Genomic DNA, 19554 nt, shown 5'->3' on the forward strand with positions numbered 1-19554 from the left:
CGTTCGGCAGCGCCAATCGGCATGAATGCGACAGAAGAGGCAGAATAAGCTAAGCCGGGAGGCTCCATTTTTAACAACCGAAAGGTTGTTATTTTTTTTCAGAAGGGGGAACGGACATGTTAAACGGAAAAAAAATTCTGCTCGGCGTGACCGGAGGCATTGCCGCTTACAAAGCGGCGACGCTGTGCAGCCAACTGTCGAAAGCGGGAGCGGAAGTCCAGGTCATCATGACGGAATCGGCGCAGCGGTTCATTCCGGCGCTGACGCTTCAGGTGCTGACGCGTCACTCCGTCCATACGGATACGTTCGACGAGCATAACCCGAAAGTCGTCAATCACATCGACCTGGCCGATTGGGCCGATCTGGTCCTGATCGCGCCGGCGACGGCCAACGTCATCGGCAAGCTGGCGAACGGCTTGGCCGACGACATGCTGTCCACGACGCTGCTTGCGGTAACCGCCCCGGTCATGGTCGCGCCGGCCATGAACGTGCATATGTACACCCATCCGGCCGTGGCGCAAAATATGCAAACGCTGGTCGACCGCGGCGTCCTGATGATCGAGCCGGGCGACGGCATGCTGGCCTGCGGCTACGTCGGCAAAGGACGCATGGAAGAGCCGGAAAGCATCGTCGAGGTGCTGCGCGGGTTCTTCGCGGAACGCGATTCCCGTCCGGCGGCGCAGTCGGACGCAGCGGCGCCGATCGGAACGTCAGAGGAGACCGGCGAAGCGGAACGCGCGTTCCGCGATCCGGGTCCCGAGCCGTTTGCGGCCGCCGAACTGCGGACGGCGGCAGCCGGCAGCGCAGAGACGCTGTTCGCCACGGCCGGAGGAGCTGCGGAGTCGGGACTCGCGGATGTTTTGACCTCTTCGCCTTCGGCACCGCTTTCCGCGGAAGGTCCGCTCGCAGGCAAAAAGGTCGTCGTGACCGCCGGAGGAACGATCGAGCGTATCGATCCGGTCCGCTATATCACCAACGACTCCTCGGGCAAGATGGGAATCGCGCTTGCGCAGGCGGCGCGCGACCTGGGGGCCGACGTCAAGCTGATCGCCGGCAAAGTGCAGGTTCCGCTTCCGCCGGATATTCCGGCCCTGCGCATCGAATCGGCGGAGGACATGTACGAGGCCTGCCTGAACGAGTGGGGCGGCACGGACGTGCTGATCATGTCCGCCGCGGTCGCCGACTACCGGCCGAAATCCAGTTCCCCGCGCAAAATCAAAAAGGTCGGCGATACGATGGCGCTGGAACTGGTCAAGACGGTCGACGTGCTTCAGACGTTGGGCGCGCAGAAGGAGCATCAATTCCTGATCGGCTTCGCCGCCGAAACGCATGATCTGGATACGTACGCCGCCGAGAAGCTGCAGCGCAAAAACTGCGACCTGCTCGTCGCCAACGACGTGACGCAGACGGGCGCGGGGTTCGGTTCGGATACGAATATCGTGCGCATTTTCGGGCCGGAAGGACGCGTGGCCGATCTTCCGAAGCAGTCCAAGTACGATACCGCGCGCGGCATTCTGCTTGAAGCTTCGCGCCGCCTCGGCCAGGGAGCGACGCGATGAATTTTGCCCGGGTTATCGTAGACGTGCCGGTGCGGGCGGTCAGCCGCCCGTTCGATTACCGGATTCCGCCCGAAATGCAGGAATGGATCGCCGTGGGCAGCCGCGTCGGAGTGCCTTTCGGCGGCCGGACGGTTCAAGGATTCGTCGTCGGGCTGACGGACGAAAGCGAGTACAAACACGGCCGGATCAAGCCCATTCGCGAACTGCTCGATCTGGTGCCGCCGCTTCCGGAAGATCTGGTGGAACTGGGAAGCTGGATCGCCGAAAAATATGCCTGCCACGAAACGACGGCGCTGCAGGCGATGATTCCTTCGGCGCTCAAAGGCAAGGCGGAACGCTTCATTCATGCGGCGCAGCCGGAGGAAGAAGCGCAGGAAAGCCAGGAGATCGAACGGCTGCTGGAGGAAATCCCGGAAGAATCGGGCGAGTTGTCGCTGTTCGGAGGACAGGCGGCTTCCGACGTGCCTTCCGCGTTGGAGATCGTTCGGTATGTGCGCAGCCGCGGTCAGGTCAAGGCGGAACAGCTGCGCCAGAACTTCCCGGGCCGCGAAAAAATGGTGCAGGCGCTGATTCGCGGGGGCCTGCTGTTCGAGAGCCAGGAAATTCGCGATCGGATGGGCCGCAAAACGATCAAGACCGTCGAACTGAACGTCGATGCGCAGCGGGCGGCGGAAGAGCTGGAGAACTTTCCGGCGAGAGCCAAAAAGCAAAGGGAAGTGTTCGAGTTTCTGACGCAGCTCGGCGTGCCGATGGCGCTGAAGGACGTGCTGAGCACGCTCGGCGTGACGGCCAGCGCGGTCAAGTCGCTCGAGGACAAAGGGCTTGTCCGGCTGGAGGACGTGGAAGTATTCCGCGATCCTTACGCCGGACGCGACTTCAAGCCGAGCGCGGCGCCGAAGCTGACGGCCGAGCAGCAGCAGGTATACGACGCCGTCGTCGGACGGTTGAACCAGCGGCGCGAAGGCGTCTTCCTGCTGCACGGCATCACGGGCAGCGGAAAGACGGAAGTGTATCTGCAGTCGATCGAGCGCTGCATCGCGCAGGGACGGCAGGCGATCGTGCTCGTTCCGGAAATTTCGCTGACGCCGCAGATGGTAGAGCGCTTCAAGAGCCGATTCGGCTCCAAGGTCGCCGTCATGCACAGCCGCCTGTCGGGCGGAGAACGCTATGACGAATGGCGCAAGATCCGCGAAGGACGGGTACAGGTGGCGATCGGCGCGCGTTCCGCCATCTTCGCCCCGTTCAAGGACATCGGCCTGATCGTGATGGACGAAGAACACGAATCGTCGTACAAGCAGGAAGAAAGCCCGAAATACCACGCCCGGAACGTGGCGGTGAAGCGGGCGGAGCAGCATAATGCGGTCGTGATCCTCGGTTCCGCGACGCCGTCGCTGGAGACGTATCATGCGGCGCGCTCGCAGAGCGATCCGCATTTCTCGCCGCTGCTCGCGGAGATTTCGCTGCGGGCGCTGGGAAGCGAACTGCCGGGAGTCAAGATCGTGGACATGAGGGAAGAATTGAAAGAAGGCAACCGTTCCATGTTCAGCCGCGAGCTGCACCATGCGATCCAGCAGCGGCTGGAACGGAAGGAGCAGACGGTGCTGCTGCTGAATCGGCGCGGCTATTCGACATTCGTCATGTGCCGGACCTGCGGCTATGTGGCGGAATGTCCGAACTGCGATATCTCGCTGACGTTCCATCAGCGCTCGAACAATCTGCGATGCCATTACTGCGGTCATGCCGAGCCGATTCCGGACACTTGTCCGGAGTGCGGCAGCGAGCATATCCGATATTTCGGCACCGGGACCCAGCGGGTCGAGGAAGAACTGGCCAAGCTGTTCCCGGGCATCCGCGTCGTGCGGATGGACGTGGATACGACAAGCGAAAAAGGGGCGCACGAAAAGCTGCTGCAGCAGTTCCGCGACAAAAAAGCGGACGTGCTGCTCGGCACGCAGATGGTCGCCAAAGGTCTGGACTTCCCGGACGTGACGCTGGTCGGGGTCATCGCCGCGGATTCGGCATTGAACCTGCCCGACTTCCGGGCGGGCGAGAAGACGTTCCAGCTGCTCACGCAGGTCGCGGGACGCGCGGGGCGGCATCATCTGCCCGGCGAAGTGTTTATCCAATCGTACAATCCCGACCACTACTCGATCCAGCACGCCTCGAAGCACGATTATCATTCGTTCGTGCGCGAGGAGCTGGGTCACCGCCGCAAATTGGGTTATCCGCCGTACTGCCGACTGATTCTCGTGACGTTCTCGCACGAGCAGCTGCCGGTCGTCGTGCGGATGGCCGAAAATTACGCGGCGATGGTCAAGGAAAAGGCGCACGCCCGCGGCTGGCTGGCCCGCATGGACAAGCTGGTCCCGAACGTGCTCGATCTGCTCGGACCGATCGCGTCGCCGATTCCCCGCATCAAAAATAGATACAGATTTCAATGTATGATAAAATGGCGTGGAGATATGGACGCCGCCCTGCTGGCGCGGGAAATCGCGGACGAACTGGAAGACACGGCGAAGGAGCAGGATCTGCTCATCAGCATCGACGTGGATCCCCAGGTCATGATGTGACGCGGTCCTCCGCGTCTTTTTTGTTGAAAGGCATGCGCGGAGAACTGTACGGGGCGGAAACGACTATGAATATTGTTTTGAGGAAGGTGCTTGGCGATGGCTATAAGAATGATCGTAAAAGAACCCGATGAGGTTCTGCATAAGAAGGCGAAGGAAGTCGCGAAAATCACGCCGAATGTCCAAAAGCTGATGAGCGATATGGCGGAAACGATGTACGACGCGCAGGGCGTCGGCCTCGCTGCCCCGCAGGTCGGCATTTTGAAAAGGATTATCGTGATCGACGTGGGCGACGAGAACGGTTTGATCGCGATGATCAATCCCGAAATTACGGCCAGGGAGGGCGAGCAGTTCGGACCGGAAGGCTGCCTCAGCATTCCCGGGCTGAACGGCGACGTGCGCCGGGCGATGACGGTGACGGTCAAAGGGCTGAACCGCGACGGGGAAGAATTCACCGTGACGGGCAGCGGCCTGCTGGCCAGGGCGTTCCAGCATGAGATCGACCACTTGGACGGCGTTCTGTTTACGGACGTGGCGGACAAAGTGTATGAACCTGCCCGCGAGAGCGCGGCAAAGGAGTGAGCGGAATGAAAAGAGTCGTATTTATGGGAACCCCGCAGTTCGCGGTATCCTGCCTGGAGGCACTGCTGGAGTCGGAGTGCAACATTGTAGCGGTCGTGACCCAGCCGGATCGCCCGCAGGGCCGAAAAAAGGTGCTGACCCCGTCGCCGGTAAAAGAGGCGGCGCTCAAGCATCATCTGCCGGTGCTGCAGCCGGAGCGCATGCGCGATAAGGATGCCGTCGAAGAGCTGGCGTCGTTCCATCCGGATCTGATCGTGACGGCGGCTTACGGGCAAATTCTGCCGAAGTCGCTGCTTGACGTGCCGGAACTCGGCTGCGTGAACGTGCACGGATCGCTGCTGCCGGCTTACCGAGGAGGGGCGCCGATTCAGCGCGCGATCATAAACGGCGAAACGAAGACGGGCATTACGCTGATGTATATGGCCCAAGGTCTGGACACCGGAGACATGATCGCGAAGACCGAAGTGGAGATAACGGACGAGGATACTTCGGGTACGCTCTTCGCCAAGATGAGCGAAGCGGGAGCCGAGCTGCTCAAGCGCGAACTGCCGCGTCTGCTGCATGGCCGCGTACAGGCCGAGCCGCAGGACGAATCGCTGGCTTCGTACGCGCCGAATTTGACGCGCGAGGACGAGCGGATCGACTGGAGCCGTTCGCCGCGGGAGATCTTCAATCAGGTTCGCGGTTTGTCGCCGTTTTCCGGCGGATATGCGCTGTGGAACGGCGAAGTGTTCAAAGTATGGGAAGTGCAGCGCCCGGAAGAGAACGGACCGGAAGCGGGAGCGGCGCCGGGCACGGTGCTCGACGTGAGCGATAAAGCGATCGTCGTCGCCTGCGGCGGCGGCGCGGTTCGTTTGACAAAAGTGCATCCGGCCGGCAAAAAAGCGATGCCGGTGTCCGATTTCGTGCGCGGCGCGTCGATGCAGACGGGGACGGTGCTGGCATGAGCGCGGCGGAAGGGAACGGCAAGCGTCCCCAAGGGACGGGCATTCGGATGTTCGGAGGAGCGAAATCGTCCGGAAGCGGAAGCTTCGATCCGAACAAGCCGGAAGGACAGACTAAAGCTTCCGGTCGTAAGCAGGCGGACGGCCGCAAGCCGGCAGCTTCGGGCAGGAAGCCTGCCGAGCGCCGCGGCAATGCGCCATTCGCGGAGAAGCGGATCGCGGCGAAGCGGGGACAGGGAGCCGAATCGGCTTCCAAAACGGATGCGAAGCCGGCTTACGGAAAGCGGGCTTCGGCGAGCGCGAGACCGGGAACCGGAGCCAAGCCTGCTGCGGGCACAACGCCGGCGAAGGGCGGTAAGCCGGTACCGGGCATGAAATCGTCTTCCGCGGCGAAGCCCGCAGCCGGATCGCCATCCGGCCCGGCGCCGAAACCTCGTCCGGCCGCCAAGCCGGAAACCGCGTCCAAAGCTCCGGCGAAGCCGGCCGCTTCCCGGCGCGCAGCCGCACAGCCGCCGCGTCAGCCGAAGCCGACCAGCGCGGCCGAGCGCATCGCCGCCAAAGGCGCGAAGAGCGGCGGCGAAGCTCCGCGCCGGAGAAAAGTGCAGGTCACCGCTCGCGAAGCCGCGCTGAACGTGCTGGCCGGCGTCGACGAGAGCGGCGCTTACAGCAACCTGCTGCTCAACCGTACGCTTCAACAGGCGGAACTGAGTCCGGCGGATGCGGGGCTCGCCACGGAGCTGGTCTACGGAACGATCGCGCGTCAGGCGACGCTGGATTACTTCCTGAATCTCTTTATCAAGAGCGGCGTCAAGCGGTTGAATCCGTGGGTACGGGGACTGCTGCGCATGTCGCTGTATCAGATCAAGTACCTCGACCGGATTCCTCCGCATGCGGCGGTGAACGAAGCGGTTGAAATCGCCAAGAAACGGGGCCATCAGGGCATCGCTTCGATGATCAACGGCGTGCTGCGCAGCGTGCTGCGCGAAGGCGACGAATTGAAGATTCCCGGCGACCTGCCGACGAACGAGCGAATCGCGCTGCAGCATTCGCATCCGCAGTGGCTGGTCGAACGCTGGATCGCCCAGTACGGCGAGGAGACGGCGGAAGCCGTCTGCGCGGCGAACAATGAGCCGCCGAAGGTCAGCATCCGGGTCAATCCGCTGAAGATCGGCCGCGAGGAACTGCTGCGCGAGCTGGAGGCGGAGGGACGCATCGTACGTCCTTCCGAGCTTTCCCCGCAGGGAATCATCGTCGAAAGCGGCGGCAATATGGCGAACGACCGGCTGTACCGCGACGGACGTTTCAGCATTCAGGACGAAAGCTCGATGCTGGTCGCCGAAGCGCTGGCGCCGGAACCGGGCATGAGCGTGCTCGACTGCTGCGCAGCGCCCGGAGGCAAGACGGCGCATATCGCCGAGAAGATGAGAGACCGCGGCCGCATCGTCGCCAACGACCTGCACGAGCACAAGCAGGGACTGATCGCGGAACAAGCCGAGCGGCTGGGCTTGACTTCGGTCGAGACGAGCGTCGGCGACGCGCTGTCGCTGAAAGAGCGCTTCGAACCGGCCTCGTTCGATCGGGTTCTGCTCGACGCGCCCTGCTCCGGCTTCGGCGTGATCCGGCGCAAGCCGGATCTGCGCTGGGCCAAGACGCCGGACGACGCGGCGTCGATCGCGCGCCTGCAGCGTCAGCTGCTGGCCGGCGTGGCGGAGCTCGTGAAGCCGGGCGGCATCCTTGTCTACAGCACGTGCACGATCGAGCGCGAGGAAAACCAGCGCGCCGTCGCCGAGTTCCTGCGCGACCATGCGGAATTCGTCGCCGAGCCGTTCGACGTGCCGGCGCTCGCGGACGCGCCGCAGACCGGCGGTGCAGGCGTGCAGATTCTGCCGAACCAATTCGGTTCGGACGGATTCTACATCGCCCGCCTGCGGCGAAGAGGTTAGGACGCCGGAGCCCGCAAACGTCCGCGCGTCCGAAAAACAATTTTGGACGGCGCCGGTGCTTCTTTTGAACGGGACCGCAGCAAAAAGACATCTCCGACCGATAATAAAGAGGGACCTCCGCCGAAGCCCGTTACGGGACGGCCGGGGTTCTTCTTTAGCATGGACGGCTTTTGTGCTAATATAGATAAGATGGAAAGCGGTAAAGTCAATAAATCAACGAACAGGGGATATCCGACAACATGAAACCTTTCATATACGATTATAATCTCGACGACCTGCAGCAGTGGGTCAAGGAGAACGGCGAAGCGGCGTTCCGCGCCGACCAAATTTTCGATTGGCTGTACGTCAAGAGAGTGTCCAGCTTCGAGGAAATGACCAATCTGTCGAAGGCGCTGCGCACCAAGCTGGACGAGCAGTTCGCGTTCGTGACGCTGAACGAAATCACCAAGTTCAAATCCAAAGACGGCACGGTAAAGTTCCTCTTCGGCCTGCACGACGAACACGCGATCGAGACGGTCGTCATGAAGCACAATTACGGCAACAGCGTCTGCGTGACGACCCAGGTCGGCTGCCGCATCGGCTGCACGTTCTGCGCGTCCACGCTGGGCGGATTGAAGCGGAATCTGACGGCCGGCGAGATCGTGGCCCAGGTCGTGGAAGCGCAAAAAATTCTCGACGCGGACGGCGAGCGCGTAAGCAGCATCGTCATCATGGGTTCGGGCGAACCGTTCGAGAACTATGACGCCACGATGAAGTTTTTGCGCATCATGATTCACGAAAAAGGTCTGAACATCGGACAGCGCCACATTACCGTTTCGACAAGCGGCATCGTGCCGAACATCTACAAGTTCGCCGACGAAGACACGCAGATCAATCTGGCGATTTCCATTCACGCGCCGAACGACAAGCTGCGTTCCAAGCTGATGCCGGTCAACCGCCGCTTCCCGTTCGAAGACGTCATGGCCTCGCTCGATTACTACGTGGAAAAAACGGGACGCCGCCTGACGTTCGAATACGCGCTGATCGGCGGGGTAAACGACCAGGCCGAGCATGCCCAGGAACTGGCGGACGTGCTCAAGACCCGTATGGCGCACGTCAATCTGATTCCGGTCAACCACGTGCCGGAACGCAAATATGTCCGCACGTCGCGCAGCGACATTTTCAACTTCCAGCGCATTTTGACCGAAAACGGCATCAATGCGACGATCCGCCGGGAACAGGGGCACGACATTGCGGCCGCCTGCGGGCAACTGCGCGCCAAGCATATGGAAAAAGGACAGGAAAAGGCTGCGAGGTGAGTTAGGTGATTCATACCGTTCATGCAACGCATATCGGAAACGTACGCAGCATCAACGAAGACCTGTCGTGGGTCGGCCGGATCAAGCCGGGCGGCTATACGCTGGGCATCGTGGCGGACGGAATGGGCGGCCACCTGGCCGGAGATACGGCAAGCCGGCTGACGGTCGAGACGATCGTCGCCGACTTGAGCGGGCTGGAACCCGGCCTGTCGCTCGAAGCTTGCGAAGCCGCGCTCAGCGACGCGATTTTGCATGCCAACGAAGTGGTGTACCGGCAGGGAGAATCGGACATCCGCTACCACAACATGGGGACGACGGTCGTAGCCGTGCTGCTCAGCGGAGCCGAAGGAATTATCGGACATATCGGCGACAGCCGGGCCTACAAGGTGGATTCGGACGGCATCGAGCGTCTGACCGACGATCATACGCTCGTGAACGAGCTGCTCAAAAGCGGTCAGATCAGTCCGCAGGAAGCCGGTTCGCATCCGCGGCGAAACGTGCTGACGAGAGCGCTCGGAACCGATGCGGAAGTGAAGGTCGATCTCGGGCGGGTGGCCTTGAACCGGGGAGAGGCCCTGATTCTGTGCAGCGACGGACTCAGCAATTTCGTGGCCGAAGCCGAGATGATGCGCACGGTGCTGAAGCCGGGTGCGGCGCTCGAAGATCGCGCGCATAAGCTGGTTCGAATGGCGCTGAATTCCGGAGGCGACGACAACATTACGGTCGCCTTGTTTGAAAACGGGCGCGCCGGTCAGGACGCGGCGACGAAGGAGTGGGTACAATGATCGGTCAGGTGTTCAGCGGCCGCTACGAGATTTTGGAGCGTGTAGGCGGCGGGGGGATGGCGCTGGTGTACAAGGCGCTCGACCTGCTGCTGAACCGCTTCGTCGCGGTTAAAGTGCTGCGCCAGCAGTTCATGCACGACGAAGAATTCATTCGTCGTTTCCGGCGGGAAGCGCAGTCTGCCGCTTCGCTGTCCCATCCGAACATCGTTAGCATTTACGACGTGGGGCAGGACGGCGAAGTGCAGTACATCGTCATGGAATATATCGAAGGGCGCGACCTGGATGAAGTCATCAAGGAGAGAGCGCCGCTGCCCGTCGAGGAAGCGGTTCGCATCGCGTCGCAGATCTGCGACGCGCTCGATCACGCGCATAACAATCAGATCATTCACCGGGACATCAAGCCCCATAACATCTTGATCGGACGCAATGGGCGCGTAAAAGTGACCGACTTCGGGATTGCCCGGGCCGTTACGTCGACGACGATCACCCAGACCGGTTCGGTCGTGGGCTCCGTCCATTATTTCTCCCCGGAACACGCCAAAGGCGTGACGGCCGGCGAAAAGTCGGATCTGTACTCGCTCGGCATCGTGCTCTATCAGATGCTGACCGGCGCGCTTCCGTACGAAGGAGAGAGTCCGATCAGCGTGGCGCTTAAGCATTTGCAGGACGAGTTCGAAGAGCCTCGCAAGCTTAACCCGATGATTCCGCAGAGCGTGGAGAACATCATCGTCCGGGCGATGCGCAAAAACCCGTCTGAACGCTACTCCTCGGCATCCGAAATGCAGAGCGACCTCGATACCTGCCTGCTGCCTTCGCGCCGCGACGAGCAAAAAGTCAACTTCGACGACAACGACGATGCCGATCGTACGCTGGTCGTGCCGGCAATCCGCTCCTCGTATACCCCGCCTTCGGCGGAGATGCAGCGCGGCGAAGCCGCCGGCAAAGGAAAAGCCCAGCCGGGCGGCAAAAAGAATTGGAAAAAACCGGCGATCATTATCGGTTCCACGCTGCTGGTGCTGGCTATCGTCTTTATCGGGGTCATGTATTGGAGCCGGCAGTTCGTCGTGCCGGAAACGACGGTGCCGAACGTGGTCGGCATGACGGAAGACGAGGCCCGCAATACGCTGGCCGAACGTCAGCTGGAAGTCGAGGGCGTCAAGTACGAGTACGATCCTTCGACGGAAGCGGGCACGGTGTTCAAGCAGAGCAAGCCGGAAGGCTTAAGCGTCAAGGAAGGCGCTTCGGTGCTGCTGACGGTCGGCTCGGAGAAGCCGCTGAGCAAGATGCCGTCGCTGACTTCGTCGAACTATGACGAAGCCCGGAGAGACCTGGTCGCCCTGGGAGTGACGGAAGACCGGATCGTGCGCAGCGAGAGCTTCGACAACTCCGATCCGGAGACGGTGATCGCGCAGTCGCCGCAGGCGGGCGAAGACTTCGATCCCGATCAAGCGACCGTGACGCTGACCGTCAGCAAGGGCGTCGAAAACAAGCAGGTGCCGGATGTCGTCGGCAAGACGCGCCAGGAAGCGCTGGATGCGATCAACGGACAGGCGTTGGCGCCGTCTTCGCAGGAGGAACCGAGCTTCACGGTAGACAAAGGCAAAGTCGTGAGCCAGGATCCCCAGGCGGGAACGGAGATCAAGCCGGGCGCGACGGTCAAATTTGTCGTCAGTTCGGGCATTCCTCCGGAGGCGCTGAACTTTACCGTTAAGGTGCCGGTCGAGCCTTCGCAGGAAGGCGTGGCGTCGAAAATCCGCATCGAATACAGCGACGCGCGCGGCGAGCGGATCGAATGGGGGCAGGACACGATTTCCTCGCTCCGCATTTTCCCGGTATCGCTTGTGCTCGCCCCGAATCGCAACGGAGCGATTACCGTTTATCGGGACGGAGCCCTCATCGCGACTTATCCGGTCGATTACACGGAAGCGGCCCGGGGGACGTTCCAGCAGCCGGAAATGCCGAAAAAAGAACCTGAGCCGACGCCTCCTCCCGCAGAGCCGGCACCGGTCGATCCTCCGGCCGACAACGGCGCCCAAAACGAAGGGAATGCCGAGCCGGACGAGGGAGCGAACGTTGAAAACGCTCCGGAAAACGGGCAGGAAGGTCAGGGCGAAGACACCGGCGAGGAAGAAGCCGATCCGTCGGCTTTCGTGCCGCCCGGCAAGACCACGGCGTCCGCAGCGGCGGCAGAGGCTTCGCAGGAAAAGTCCAATAATGGCAGGGGCAACGGAAACGGCAAAAGCAACGGAAATGGTAACGGGAACGGCAAGGGCCGGCAATAAGCCGGCCGACCATCAAACGGGCAGAACGCAGGCCGGACGGAAGTCCGGCCCGCTCCCGTTACGGACAAAGGAAGGTGAAGCATGCCTGAAGGATTAATCGTAAAGGCGTTAAGCGGTTATTATTATGTGAAGGACGACGAGGCTGCTCCAGGCGAGCCGGCGATTCAGTGCCGGGCGCGCGGAGTATTCCGCATTAAGGGCAAATCGCCGCTGGTCGGCGACCGGGTCGTCTACGCCCTGACCGAAAACGGAGAGGGTACGGTAACGGAAGTGAAGCCTCGATCGACGGAATTGATTCGTCCGCCGGTGGCGAACGTCAATCTGGCGGTGCTGGTGTTTTCGGTCAAAGAACCGGATCTGAATCTCAATCTGCTGGACAAGTTCCTCGTACATATCGAGCATGAGGGGCTGGATGCGTTGATCTGTCTGACGAAGATGGACCTGATCGGAGACGACGCGAAGACCCGCGAAGACGTGGAACGCGCCAGGGAGCTGTATACGTCGATCGGGTACGAGGTGCTGGAAACGAGCTCTCCTCAAGGCTTGGGAGCCGAGCGGCTGCGGGAGCGGCTGGCGGGCGAGATCAGCGTCTTCTCCGGCCAGTCGGGCGTCGGCAAATCCTCGCTGCTCAACGCGATGTTCCCCGACCTGGATCTGCAGACGAGCGAAATCAGCCTCCGGCTCGGCCGGGGCCGTCATACGACCCGCCACGTGGAACTGGTCGAACTGGGAGGCGGCGGCTATATTGCCGACACGCCGGGCTTCAGTCAGTTGGATTTTCTGGAATTGGGCGTCGAGGAACTCGCGAGCTGCTTCCGCGAATTCGTGCCGCTGGCCGAAGGCTGCAAATTCCGCGGCTGCACCCATACGCACGAACCGGGATGCAAGGTGCTCGAAGCGCTGGAGCGGGGAGAGATCGCCGCAAGCCGGTACAAGCACTATGCCGCTTTTCACCAAGAAATGAAAGATAAAAAACGGAGGTATTGACTTATGGTACTGATTGCACCTTCGATCTTGTCCGCGGATTTCTCGAAGCTGGGAGCCGACGTCAAGGAAGTGGAAAACGGCGGCGCGGACTGGCTGCACGTCGACGTGATGGACGGGCATTTCGTGCCGAACATCTCGTTCGGCGCCCCGATCATGCGATCGATCGCGCCGCTGACCAATCTGCCGCTTGACGTGCACCTGATGATCGAAAATCCGGAAAACTATATCCCGGAATTCGCGAAAGCGGGCGCTTCGGTCATTACCGTCCATGCCGAAGCCTGCGTGCATCTTCATCGGGTCGTGCACTTGATCAAGGAGCACGGCGTAAAAGCCGGCGTTGCGCTGAATCCGGGGACTCCTGTATCCGCGATTCGCGAGGTGCTGGAAGATCTGGACCTCGTATTGATCATGACGGTTAACCCGGGCTTCGGCGGACAGGCATTCATCGAGCGAACCGTAAACAAGATCCGGGAAACGCGGCAGCTGGCGAATTCGCTCGGCATGAGCGGTCTGCACATCGAAGTCGACGGCGGGATCGCCGCGGATGCGGCGGGCAAGGTGGTCGCCGCCGGAGCGGACGTGCTGGTAGCCGGCAGCGCCGTCTACGGCGCGGGCGACCGTGCCGCCGCCATTTCGGCGATTCGCGCGGGGGCAGAGCGCGGCGAATGAACAATTTCAAGTCGACGCTGATGCTTGCGCTGGTCACCTCCGTGTCCGGCCTGCTGATCGCCATCTTCGCTTTTTTGCCGGTACCGTTCAACGCTCTGGTCGGTCTGCTGGCGGCGGGACTCGTCGTCTGGTATTTCCGCAAAATCGAGACGCGGGGCGGCCGGATTTCTTTCGTGGTCTGGACGCTGGTGTATTTTCTGTTTTTCACCGTGCTCATTTCCGCGATCCGCTACCGGATGGGCCTGATCTGAAGAACGGCGCAAAAAGACAAAAAGCCGAAGGACGGCTCCGTGCGGAGCGCGTGCTTTCGGCTTTTTGTTTCGTTACGGAAAAAACGGCCCTAACGGGCGTCGTCCGCGGAATCTTTTCGCAGTCGACGATGCCCGAAGGCGGACGATAGACTAAAAAAACACCTTCGAAAGAAGGTGTTTTCTCGTCTATATCTGGATTAAACGCGAGTCACTTTACCGGATTTGAGAGCCCGGGTGCTGACGTATACGCGTTTCGGTTTGCCGTTTACGAGGATGCGAACCTTTTGGACGTTAACTCCCCAAGAACGACGGTTGCGGTTGTTAGCGTGGGAAACGTGATTACCAGAGCTTGGTTTTTTACCCGTTACAAAACATCTGCGAGCCATGAATGACACCTCCTTGCTTAGATAAAACCTACATAAGCAACACTTAAAACATCATACCACACGCAAAAAAGCTCCGTCAACGGTTCTAAAAACTTTATTTATTTCTACGTGCGCTTATAGTACAATATTAGGTGGGGCCTTTTGCAAAATCTGATTTGAACTTTGCCCGGATTTTGCAAAGGGCTCATGATGTATGGGACCGAAAGGCGGTTCGTCCGTATGAAATCCGAAACGGATGCAAGGAAACGGGCGCAAGCCGACAGCGCGCCGCCGCGGGGGACGGAAACCGGGTTTCCGATGCGCGCACGAGCCTACAGGGGCCGGCGGGCATACAGCGAAGGAATATAAGGGTCTCAACATCGAAATAGAGAGCGGTCGCCGCCTTTTGCTTGGCGTCCGCGTATCCAGCAGGTTTAGGAAGGGGAATTTTCATTGAGCAGGCGTTCGATTAACGGAACTGATTTTACGGGCATGGTGTTGGCGGGTGCGGAGAGACTTTCGCGCCAGGCAGAGCATGTCAATGCGCTGAACGTATTCCCGGTGCCGGACGGCGACACGGGCACCAATATGAATTTGACGATGACGGCGGGGGTAACCGATCTGCGCGAGCGCAGTTCCGCTTCGATCGGTCAGTCGGCGACCGTGCTGTCCAAAGGACTGCTGATGGGCGCGCGCGGCAATTCCGGCGTAATCCTGTCGCAGCTGTTCCGGGGCTTCGGCCGATATGCGGCTTCGCATGAGGAACTGAACGCGATTCAGTTCGCGGCGGCGCTTCAAGTCGGCGTCGATACGGCTTACAAAGCGGTCGTCAAGCCGGTCGAAGGCACGATTCTGACCGTTGCCCGCGAAGCGGCAAAGCATGCGGGCGCTTACGCTCGCCGTACGACGGATGTCGTCGAATTGATGCGCGAAGTGCTGGCGAGAGCCCAGTACGCGCTCGACCGTACGCCGGATCAGCTGCCGGTGCTGAAGCAGGTCGGCGTCGTCGATTCGGGAGGCCAAGGCCTGGTCTACATCTACGAGGGCTTCCTCGACTACTTGGAAAACGGAGCCTCGGCAAGCGGAGACAAGCCGGCAGCGGCCGGCGCGCCGGCTCTGCAAAAGCAGCCGGTTCCCGCATCCGCTCCCGCCGCGGCGAACGTTCAAGCTTCCGCGCAGTCACAGCTCGATACGGAAAACATCGAATTCCTGTACGACATGGAATTCTTCATCAATCGCGGCCTCGGGGACGGACCGCGCGACAAGTTCGACGAAGAAGCTTTCCGTCAAGCGTTGTCCGTGAACGGGGATTCCATCATCATCATTGCGGACGACGACATCGTCAAAGTGCACGTTCATTCCAAGACGCCGGGCGAAGTCATGACGCTGGCTCTGCGCTACGGCGAAATCACGCAGATTCATATCCTGAACATGCGCGAGCAGCACCGCGATCTGCTGCATGCCGGCATGGACGGAGCCGCTCCGCCGGAACTGTTCGCCGACATGCCGGCGCCTGCGGCGGCTCACGAAGAGACGGCGGCGATGCCTGCCGACGAAGTGGCGCCTTACGGCTTCATCGCCATCGCGAGCGGAGCGGGCATCGAGGAAATCTTCAAAAGTCTCGGCGTGGATATCGTGCTGTCCGGCGGACAAACGATGAACCCGAGCACGGAAGATTTCGTCAATGCGATCGCCCAATTGTCCGCTCAGCATATTTTCCTGCTTCCGAACAACTCGAACATCGTGCTTGCCGCGCAGCAGGCGCGCGACCTGCTCGAAGGAGAACGCCAGGTCACGGTCGTGCCGTGCAAGAGCATCCCGCAGGGCATCGCGGCCGCGCTCGCCTTCCAGGAAGACGAAAGTCCGGAAGCGAACGAGGCGCAGATGAACGAAGCGATCAAGCGGGTCAAGACCGGCCAGGTCACTCACGCCGTTCGCGACACCACGTTCGACGATTTGGAGATTACGGCCGGGCATTATATCGGCATCTACAACTCCAAGATCGTCGCGACCGCGGCCGACCGTCTGACGACGAGCCGGAACCTGCTGGCGGCCATGATCGAGAGCGGCGACGAGATCGTCACGCTGCTCGCCGGAGAAGACGCTTCGGAAGCCGAAACGGCGGATCTGGCGGAGTGGCTGGCAGCCGAGTACCCGGACGCCGAAGTGGAATTCCACAGCGGCGGCCAGCCGGTCTACGACTACATGTTCTCGGTCGAAGCTTGATCATTCTTTCCCGCACCACAACCGGCCGTATGGGATCTTAGGAATTCGATTCGTTCAGTTCGGAAGCCTATGATTCCGAACTGAACGAATAGGATTTTAAGGTTTCACCAGGCCGCCCCTCTAACTTAAAGGACGGTGACAGGATGAACCCGATTATCGTAACCGACAGCACATCCGATATTCCGGAGGAATTGATTCAGCGCCTCGGCATCGTCGTCGTGCCGCTCAAAGTCATGTTCGGCGACGAAGCGCTGATGGACGGCGTCGATATCAAGGCGCCGGAATTCTACAGGCGCCTGGTCGCCGCAGACAAGCTGCCGACGACGTCGCAGCCTTCCCCGGCGGATTTCACCGCCGCGTATCAGCGCATTCTGGACGAACATCCGGGCGCGCCGATCGTCTCGATCCATATCTCGACGGGCATGAGCGGCACGTTCCAGTCCGCGACGCTCGGAAAGTCCATGCTGGAAAACGAAGACGCGAACATTACGATGATCGATTCCCGTTCCGCTTCGTACGGCTTCGGCCTGATGGTCGTCCGCGCGGCGGAAATGGCGCAGGCCGGAAGCACGCCGCAGGAGATCGAAGCCGAGGTGGAAAGGCTGAAATCGGCGAGAAGCCTGTATTTTCTCGTCGATACGCTGGAGTATTTGCAAAAAGGCGGCCGCATCGGCCGCGCGGCGGCCGTGCTCGGCACGCTGCTTAACATCAAGCCGATCCTGTCGATCGACAAGGAAGGCGTCATTTACGCGGTAGAGAAGGCCAGAGGACGCAAGAAGGCGCTGGCCCGGGTCGTGGAGCTGTTCAAGCAGGAGCTGAGCGGCGTCGGACGGGTGGACGTGGCGATCGGACATACCGTGCAGCCGGAATCGGCCGACGAAATTCTCGAACTGCTTCGTGGGCATTTCGAGGTCGGCGACGTCGTCTACTCGCATATCGGCTCCGTCGTCGGCACGCACGTGGGGCCCGGCTGCAACGCGATTTATATCTGGCCTTCCGTCAAATAGAAGGAGAGCATAATGAGCATACGCCTGGATCAAATCCCGGTGAAAGAAGTCAACGGTGTGGGCGCCCGGAGAGCGGAGGAGCTTCACGCCGTTGGCATTTTTACCGTTAAGGATCTTATCGAATATTTTCCGTTTCGTTACGAAGATTTCCGGCAAAAATCGCTCGGCGACGTGAAGGACGGGGACAAAGCGACCGTACAGGCGAAGATCGTCGGCATGCCGATCGTGCAGCGTTTCGGCAAAAAGACCAAGCTGAGCTGCAAGGTGCTGGCGGATTATTCGATGTTTACGGCCGTATGGTTCAACCGGAATTATCTCAAGGATCAGCTGGAGCTGGACCGCGAGATCATTCTGACCGGCAAATGGGACGGACGCCGTCTGCAGATGAACGTGACGCATTCGGAGTTCCCTGACCGCGGCGTCATTCGCAGCGGTTCGCTTCAGCCGGTCTACTCCATCGCCGGCAATCTTACCCAGAATTCGCTGCGCAAGGCGATCGGCAGCGCGCTCGACCAGTACGGCGAGCATCTGGAAGAGGTGCTGCCGCAACAATTGGTCGACAAGTACGAGCTGATGCCGCGCCCGCAGGCGATCCGCCTGCTGCACCAGCCCGGCGACATCGCCGAGGGGCAGGAAGCGCGCAAGCGCATGGTCTACGAGGAATTGTTCCTGTTCCAGCTCAGGCTGCAGGCGTTCCGTTCGCTGAACCGGGAACGGCGGGACGGCGTCGTGCATACGACGCCCAACGCCACGATCCGCGAGTTCGTGCGCAGCCTGCCGTTCGAGCTGACCGACGATCAGAAGAACGTCGAGTTGGAAATTCTCAAAGACATGCGTTCGGAAGCCTGCATGAACCGTCTGCTTCAGGGCGACGTCGGCTCCGGCAAAACGGCCGTGGCCGCCGTCGCGCTGTTCACGACGGTGCGCTCCGGCTTCCAAGGCGCGCTGATGGTGCCGACCGAAATTTTGGCCGAACAGCATTCGCGCTCGCTGCAAAAAATGTTCGAGCCGTTCGGCATCACGGTCGGCCTGCTGACGAGCAGCGTGACCGGACGCAAACGCAAAGATCTGCTCGCCGGCCTGCAGATGGGCTTGATCGATATTCTGGTCGGCACGCACGCGCTCATTCAGGAAGACGTCAATTTCCGGGCGCTGGGCCTTGTCGTCACCGACGAGCAGCACCGCTTCGGCGTCAACCAGCGCAGCGTGCTGCGCCGCAAAGGCTACAATCCCGACGTGCTGACGATGACGGCGACCCCGATCCCTCGTACGCTCGCCATCACGGCGTTCGGCGATATGGACGTCTCGACCATCGCGGAACGGCCCAAAGGGCGCGTGCCGATCGAGACGTACTGGGTCAAGCACGAGATGATGGAGCGGGTGCTGGGCTTCATCCGCCGCGAAGTGAGCCAGGGCCGTCAAGCTTACATGATCTGCCCGCTGATCGAGGAGTCGGAGAATCTGGACGTGCAGAACGCCATCGATCTGCATATGCAGATGAGCCAGGCGCTGCCCGATTACAAGGTCGGCCTGCTGCACGGCCGGATGAGCGCCGCGGAGAAAGAAGAAACGATGCGGCAGTTCTACGCGGGCGAAACGCATCTGCTCGTCTCGACGACCGTCGTCGAAGTCGGCGTCGACGTGCCGAACGCGACGCTCATGGTCATCATGGACGCCGACCGGTTCGGCCTGTCGCAGCTGCATCAGCTGCGCGGCCGGGTCGGCCGAGGTCAGCATGCGTCGTACTGCGTGCTGATCGCCGATCCGAAGTCGGAGCTGGGCCGTCAGCGCATGGGCGTCATGACCGATACGAACGACGGCTTCGAAGTGTCGCGGCGAGACCTGGAACTGAGAGGTCCGGGCGACTTTTTCGGCACAAAGCAGAGCGGTCTGCCGGAATTCAAAGTCGCGGACATGGTCGCCGACTTCAAAGTGCTGGAGCAGGCGCGCGACGACGCCGCGAAGCTGGTGGAAGATTCGTTCTTCTGGACTTCGCCGGCTTACGAAAATTTGCGGAGCTCGCTGGAAACGCAGGAACTGTTCCGCGGCGAGCTGATCGACTGAGAGAACGGTCCGTTCGCAGGGCTGC

Annotated in this window: 15 protein-coding genes; 14 read left to right on the plus strand and 1 reads right to left on the minus strand. The window is 61.0% G+C overall.

The features are described from left to right. Window positions 1-116: 116 nt before the first annotated feature. From coaBC to GYN08_RS01690, 11 genes are all read left to right on the plus strand, one after another. On the plus strand, window positions 117-1559 hold the full coding sequence (coaBC, locus tag GYN08_RS01640) for a bifunctional phosphopantothenoylcysteine decarboxylase/phosphopantothenate--cysteine ligase CoaBC (RefSeq protein WP_166271876.1): 1443 nt from the start codon (window positions 117-119) through the stop codon (window positions 1557-1559). Beyond that, window positions 1556-4129, plus strand: a complete 2574-nt coding sequence (gene priA, locus GYN08_RS01645) for a primosomal protein N' (RefSeq protein ID WP_166271878.1) — start codon at window positions 1556-1558, stop codon at window positions 4127-4129. Before coaBC ends, priA begins: the two co-directional genes overlap by 4 nt. Window positions 4130-4225: 96 nt before the next feature. Continuing rightward, entirely contained in the window at window positions 4226-4708 is a 483-nt protein-coding gene (gene def, locus GYN08_RS01650) for a peptide deformylase (protein WP_166271880.1), read from the plus strand. Window positions 4709-4713: 5 nt separating this feature from the next. Further along, on the plus strand, window positions 4714-5655 hold the full coding sequence (fmt, locus tag GYN08_RS01655; RefSeq protein WP_166271882.1) for a methionyl-tRNA formyltransferase: 942 nt from the start codon (window positions 4714-4716) through the stop codon (window positions 5653-5655). A gap of 368 nt (window positions 5656-6023) precedes the next feature. Then, window positions 6024-7595 carry a 16S rRNA (cytosine(967)-C(5))-methyltransferase RsmB gene (gene rsmB / locus GYN08_RS01660; protein ID WP_166273066.1) on the plus strand — a complete coding sequence of 524 codons (1572 nt, stop codon included), beginning with the start codon at window positions 6024-6026 and terminating at the stop codon, window positions 7593-7595. Between the two features lie 239 nt (window positions 7596-7834). Beyond that, window positions 7835-8893 (plus strand): 23S rRNA (adenine(2503)-C(2))-methyltransferase RlmN, encoded by a 1059-nt coding sequence (gene rlmN / locus GYN08_RS01665; protein WP_166271884.1) that lies wholly within the window; start codon window positions 7835-7837, stop codon window positions 8891-8893. Between the two features lie 5 nt (window positions 8894-8898). Continuing rightward, the gene (locus GYN08_RS01670) at window positions 8899-9678 is read left to right on the plus strand and encodes a Stp1/IreP family PP2C-type Ser/Thr phosphatase (RefSeq protein ID WP_166271886.1); all 780 of its coding nucleotides are present in this window, start codon (window positions 8899-8901) and stop codon (window positions 9676-9678) included. Beyond that, entirely contained in the window at window positions 9675-11960 is a 2286-nt protein-coding gene (gene pknB / locus GYN08_RS01675; RefSeq protein ID WP_166271888.1) for a Stk1 family PASTA domain-containing Ser/Thr kinase, read from the plus strand. Before GYN08_RS01670 ends, pknB begins: the two co-directional genes overlap by 4 nt. Window positions 11961-12041: 81 nt before the next feature. Next, entirely contained in the window at window positions 12042-12947 is a 906-nt protein-coding gene (rsgA, locus tag GYN08_RS01680; protein WP_166271890.1) for a ribosome small subunit-dependent GTPase A, read from the plus strand. Between the two features lie 3 nt (window positions 12948-12950). Beyond that, on the plus strand, window positions 12951-13616 hold the full coding sequence (gene rpe / locus GYN08_RS01685) for a ribulose-phosphate 3-epimerase (RefSeq protein WP_166271892.1): 666 nt from the start codon (window positions 12951-12953) through the stop codon (window positions 13614-13616). Then, window positions 13613-13867, plus strand: coding sequence for a hypothetical protein (locus GYN08_RS01690; RefSeq protein ID WP_166271894.1), 255 nt, complete (start codon window positions 13613-13615; stop codon window positions 13865-13867). The genes rpe and GYN08_RS01690 overlap by 4 nt, the downstream gene beginning before the upstream one ends. Window positions 13868-14064: 197 nt before the next feature. On the opposite strand, the gene rpmB is transcribed toward GYN08_RS01690, so the two are convergent. Further along, entirely contained in the window at window positions 14065-14253 is a 189-nt protein-coding gene (gene rpmB, locus GYN08_RS01695; protein WP_087796850.1) for a 50S ribosomal protein L28, read from the minus strand. Between the two features lie 432 nt (window positions 14254-14685). On the opposite strand from rpmB, the gene GYN08_RS01700 reads away from it, so the two are divergent. The 3 genes from GYN08_RS01700 to recG all read left to right on the plus strand — a co-directional run bounded on the left by GYN08_RS01700 (window position 14686) and on the right by recG (window position 19529). After that, window positions 14686-16458 (plus strand): DAK2 domain-containing protein, encoded by a 1773-nt coding sequence (locus GYN08_RS01700; protein WP_166271896.1) that lies wholly within the window; start codon window positions 14686-14688, stop codon window positions 16456-16458. Window positions 16459-16601: 143 nt separating this feature from the next. Beyond that, window positions 16602-17465: a DegV family protein gene (locus GYN08_RS01705; protein WP_166271898.1), complete on the plus strand. Its 864-nt coding sequence runs from the start codon at window positions 16602-16604 to the stop codon at window positions 17463-17465. A gap of 12 nt (window positions 17466-17477) precedes the next feature. Continuing rightward, on the plus strand, window positions 17478-19529 hold the full coding sequence (gene recG / locus GYN08_RS01710; protein WP_166271900.1) for an ATP-dependent DNA helicase RecG: 2052 nt from the start codon (window positions 17478-17480) through the stop codon (window positions 19527-19529). The last annotated feature ends 25 nt before the right edge of the window (window positions 19530-19554 follow it).

Origin of the sequence: Saccharibacillus alkalitolerans, from assembly GCF_011090185.1 — a bacterium.
Taxonomy (GTDB): Bacteria; Bacillota; Bacilli; order Paenibacillales; family Paenibacillaceae; genus Saccharibacillus; species Saccharibacillus alkalitolerans.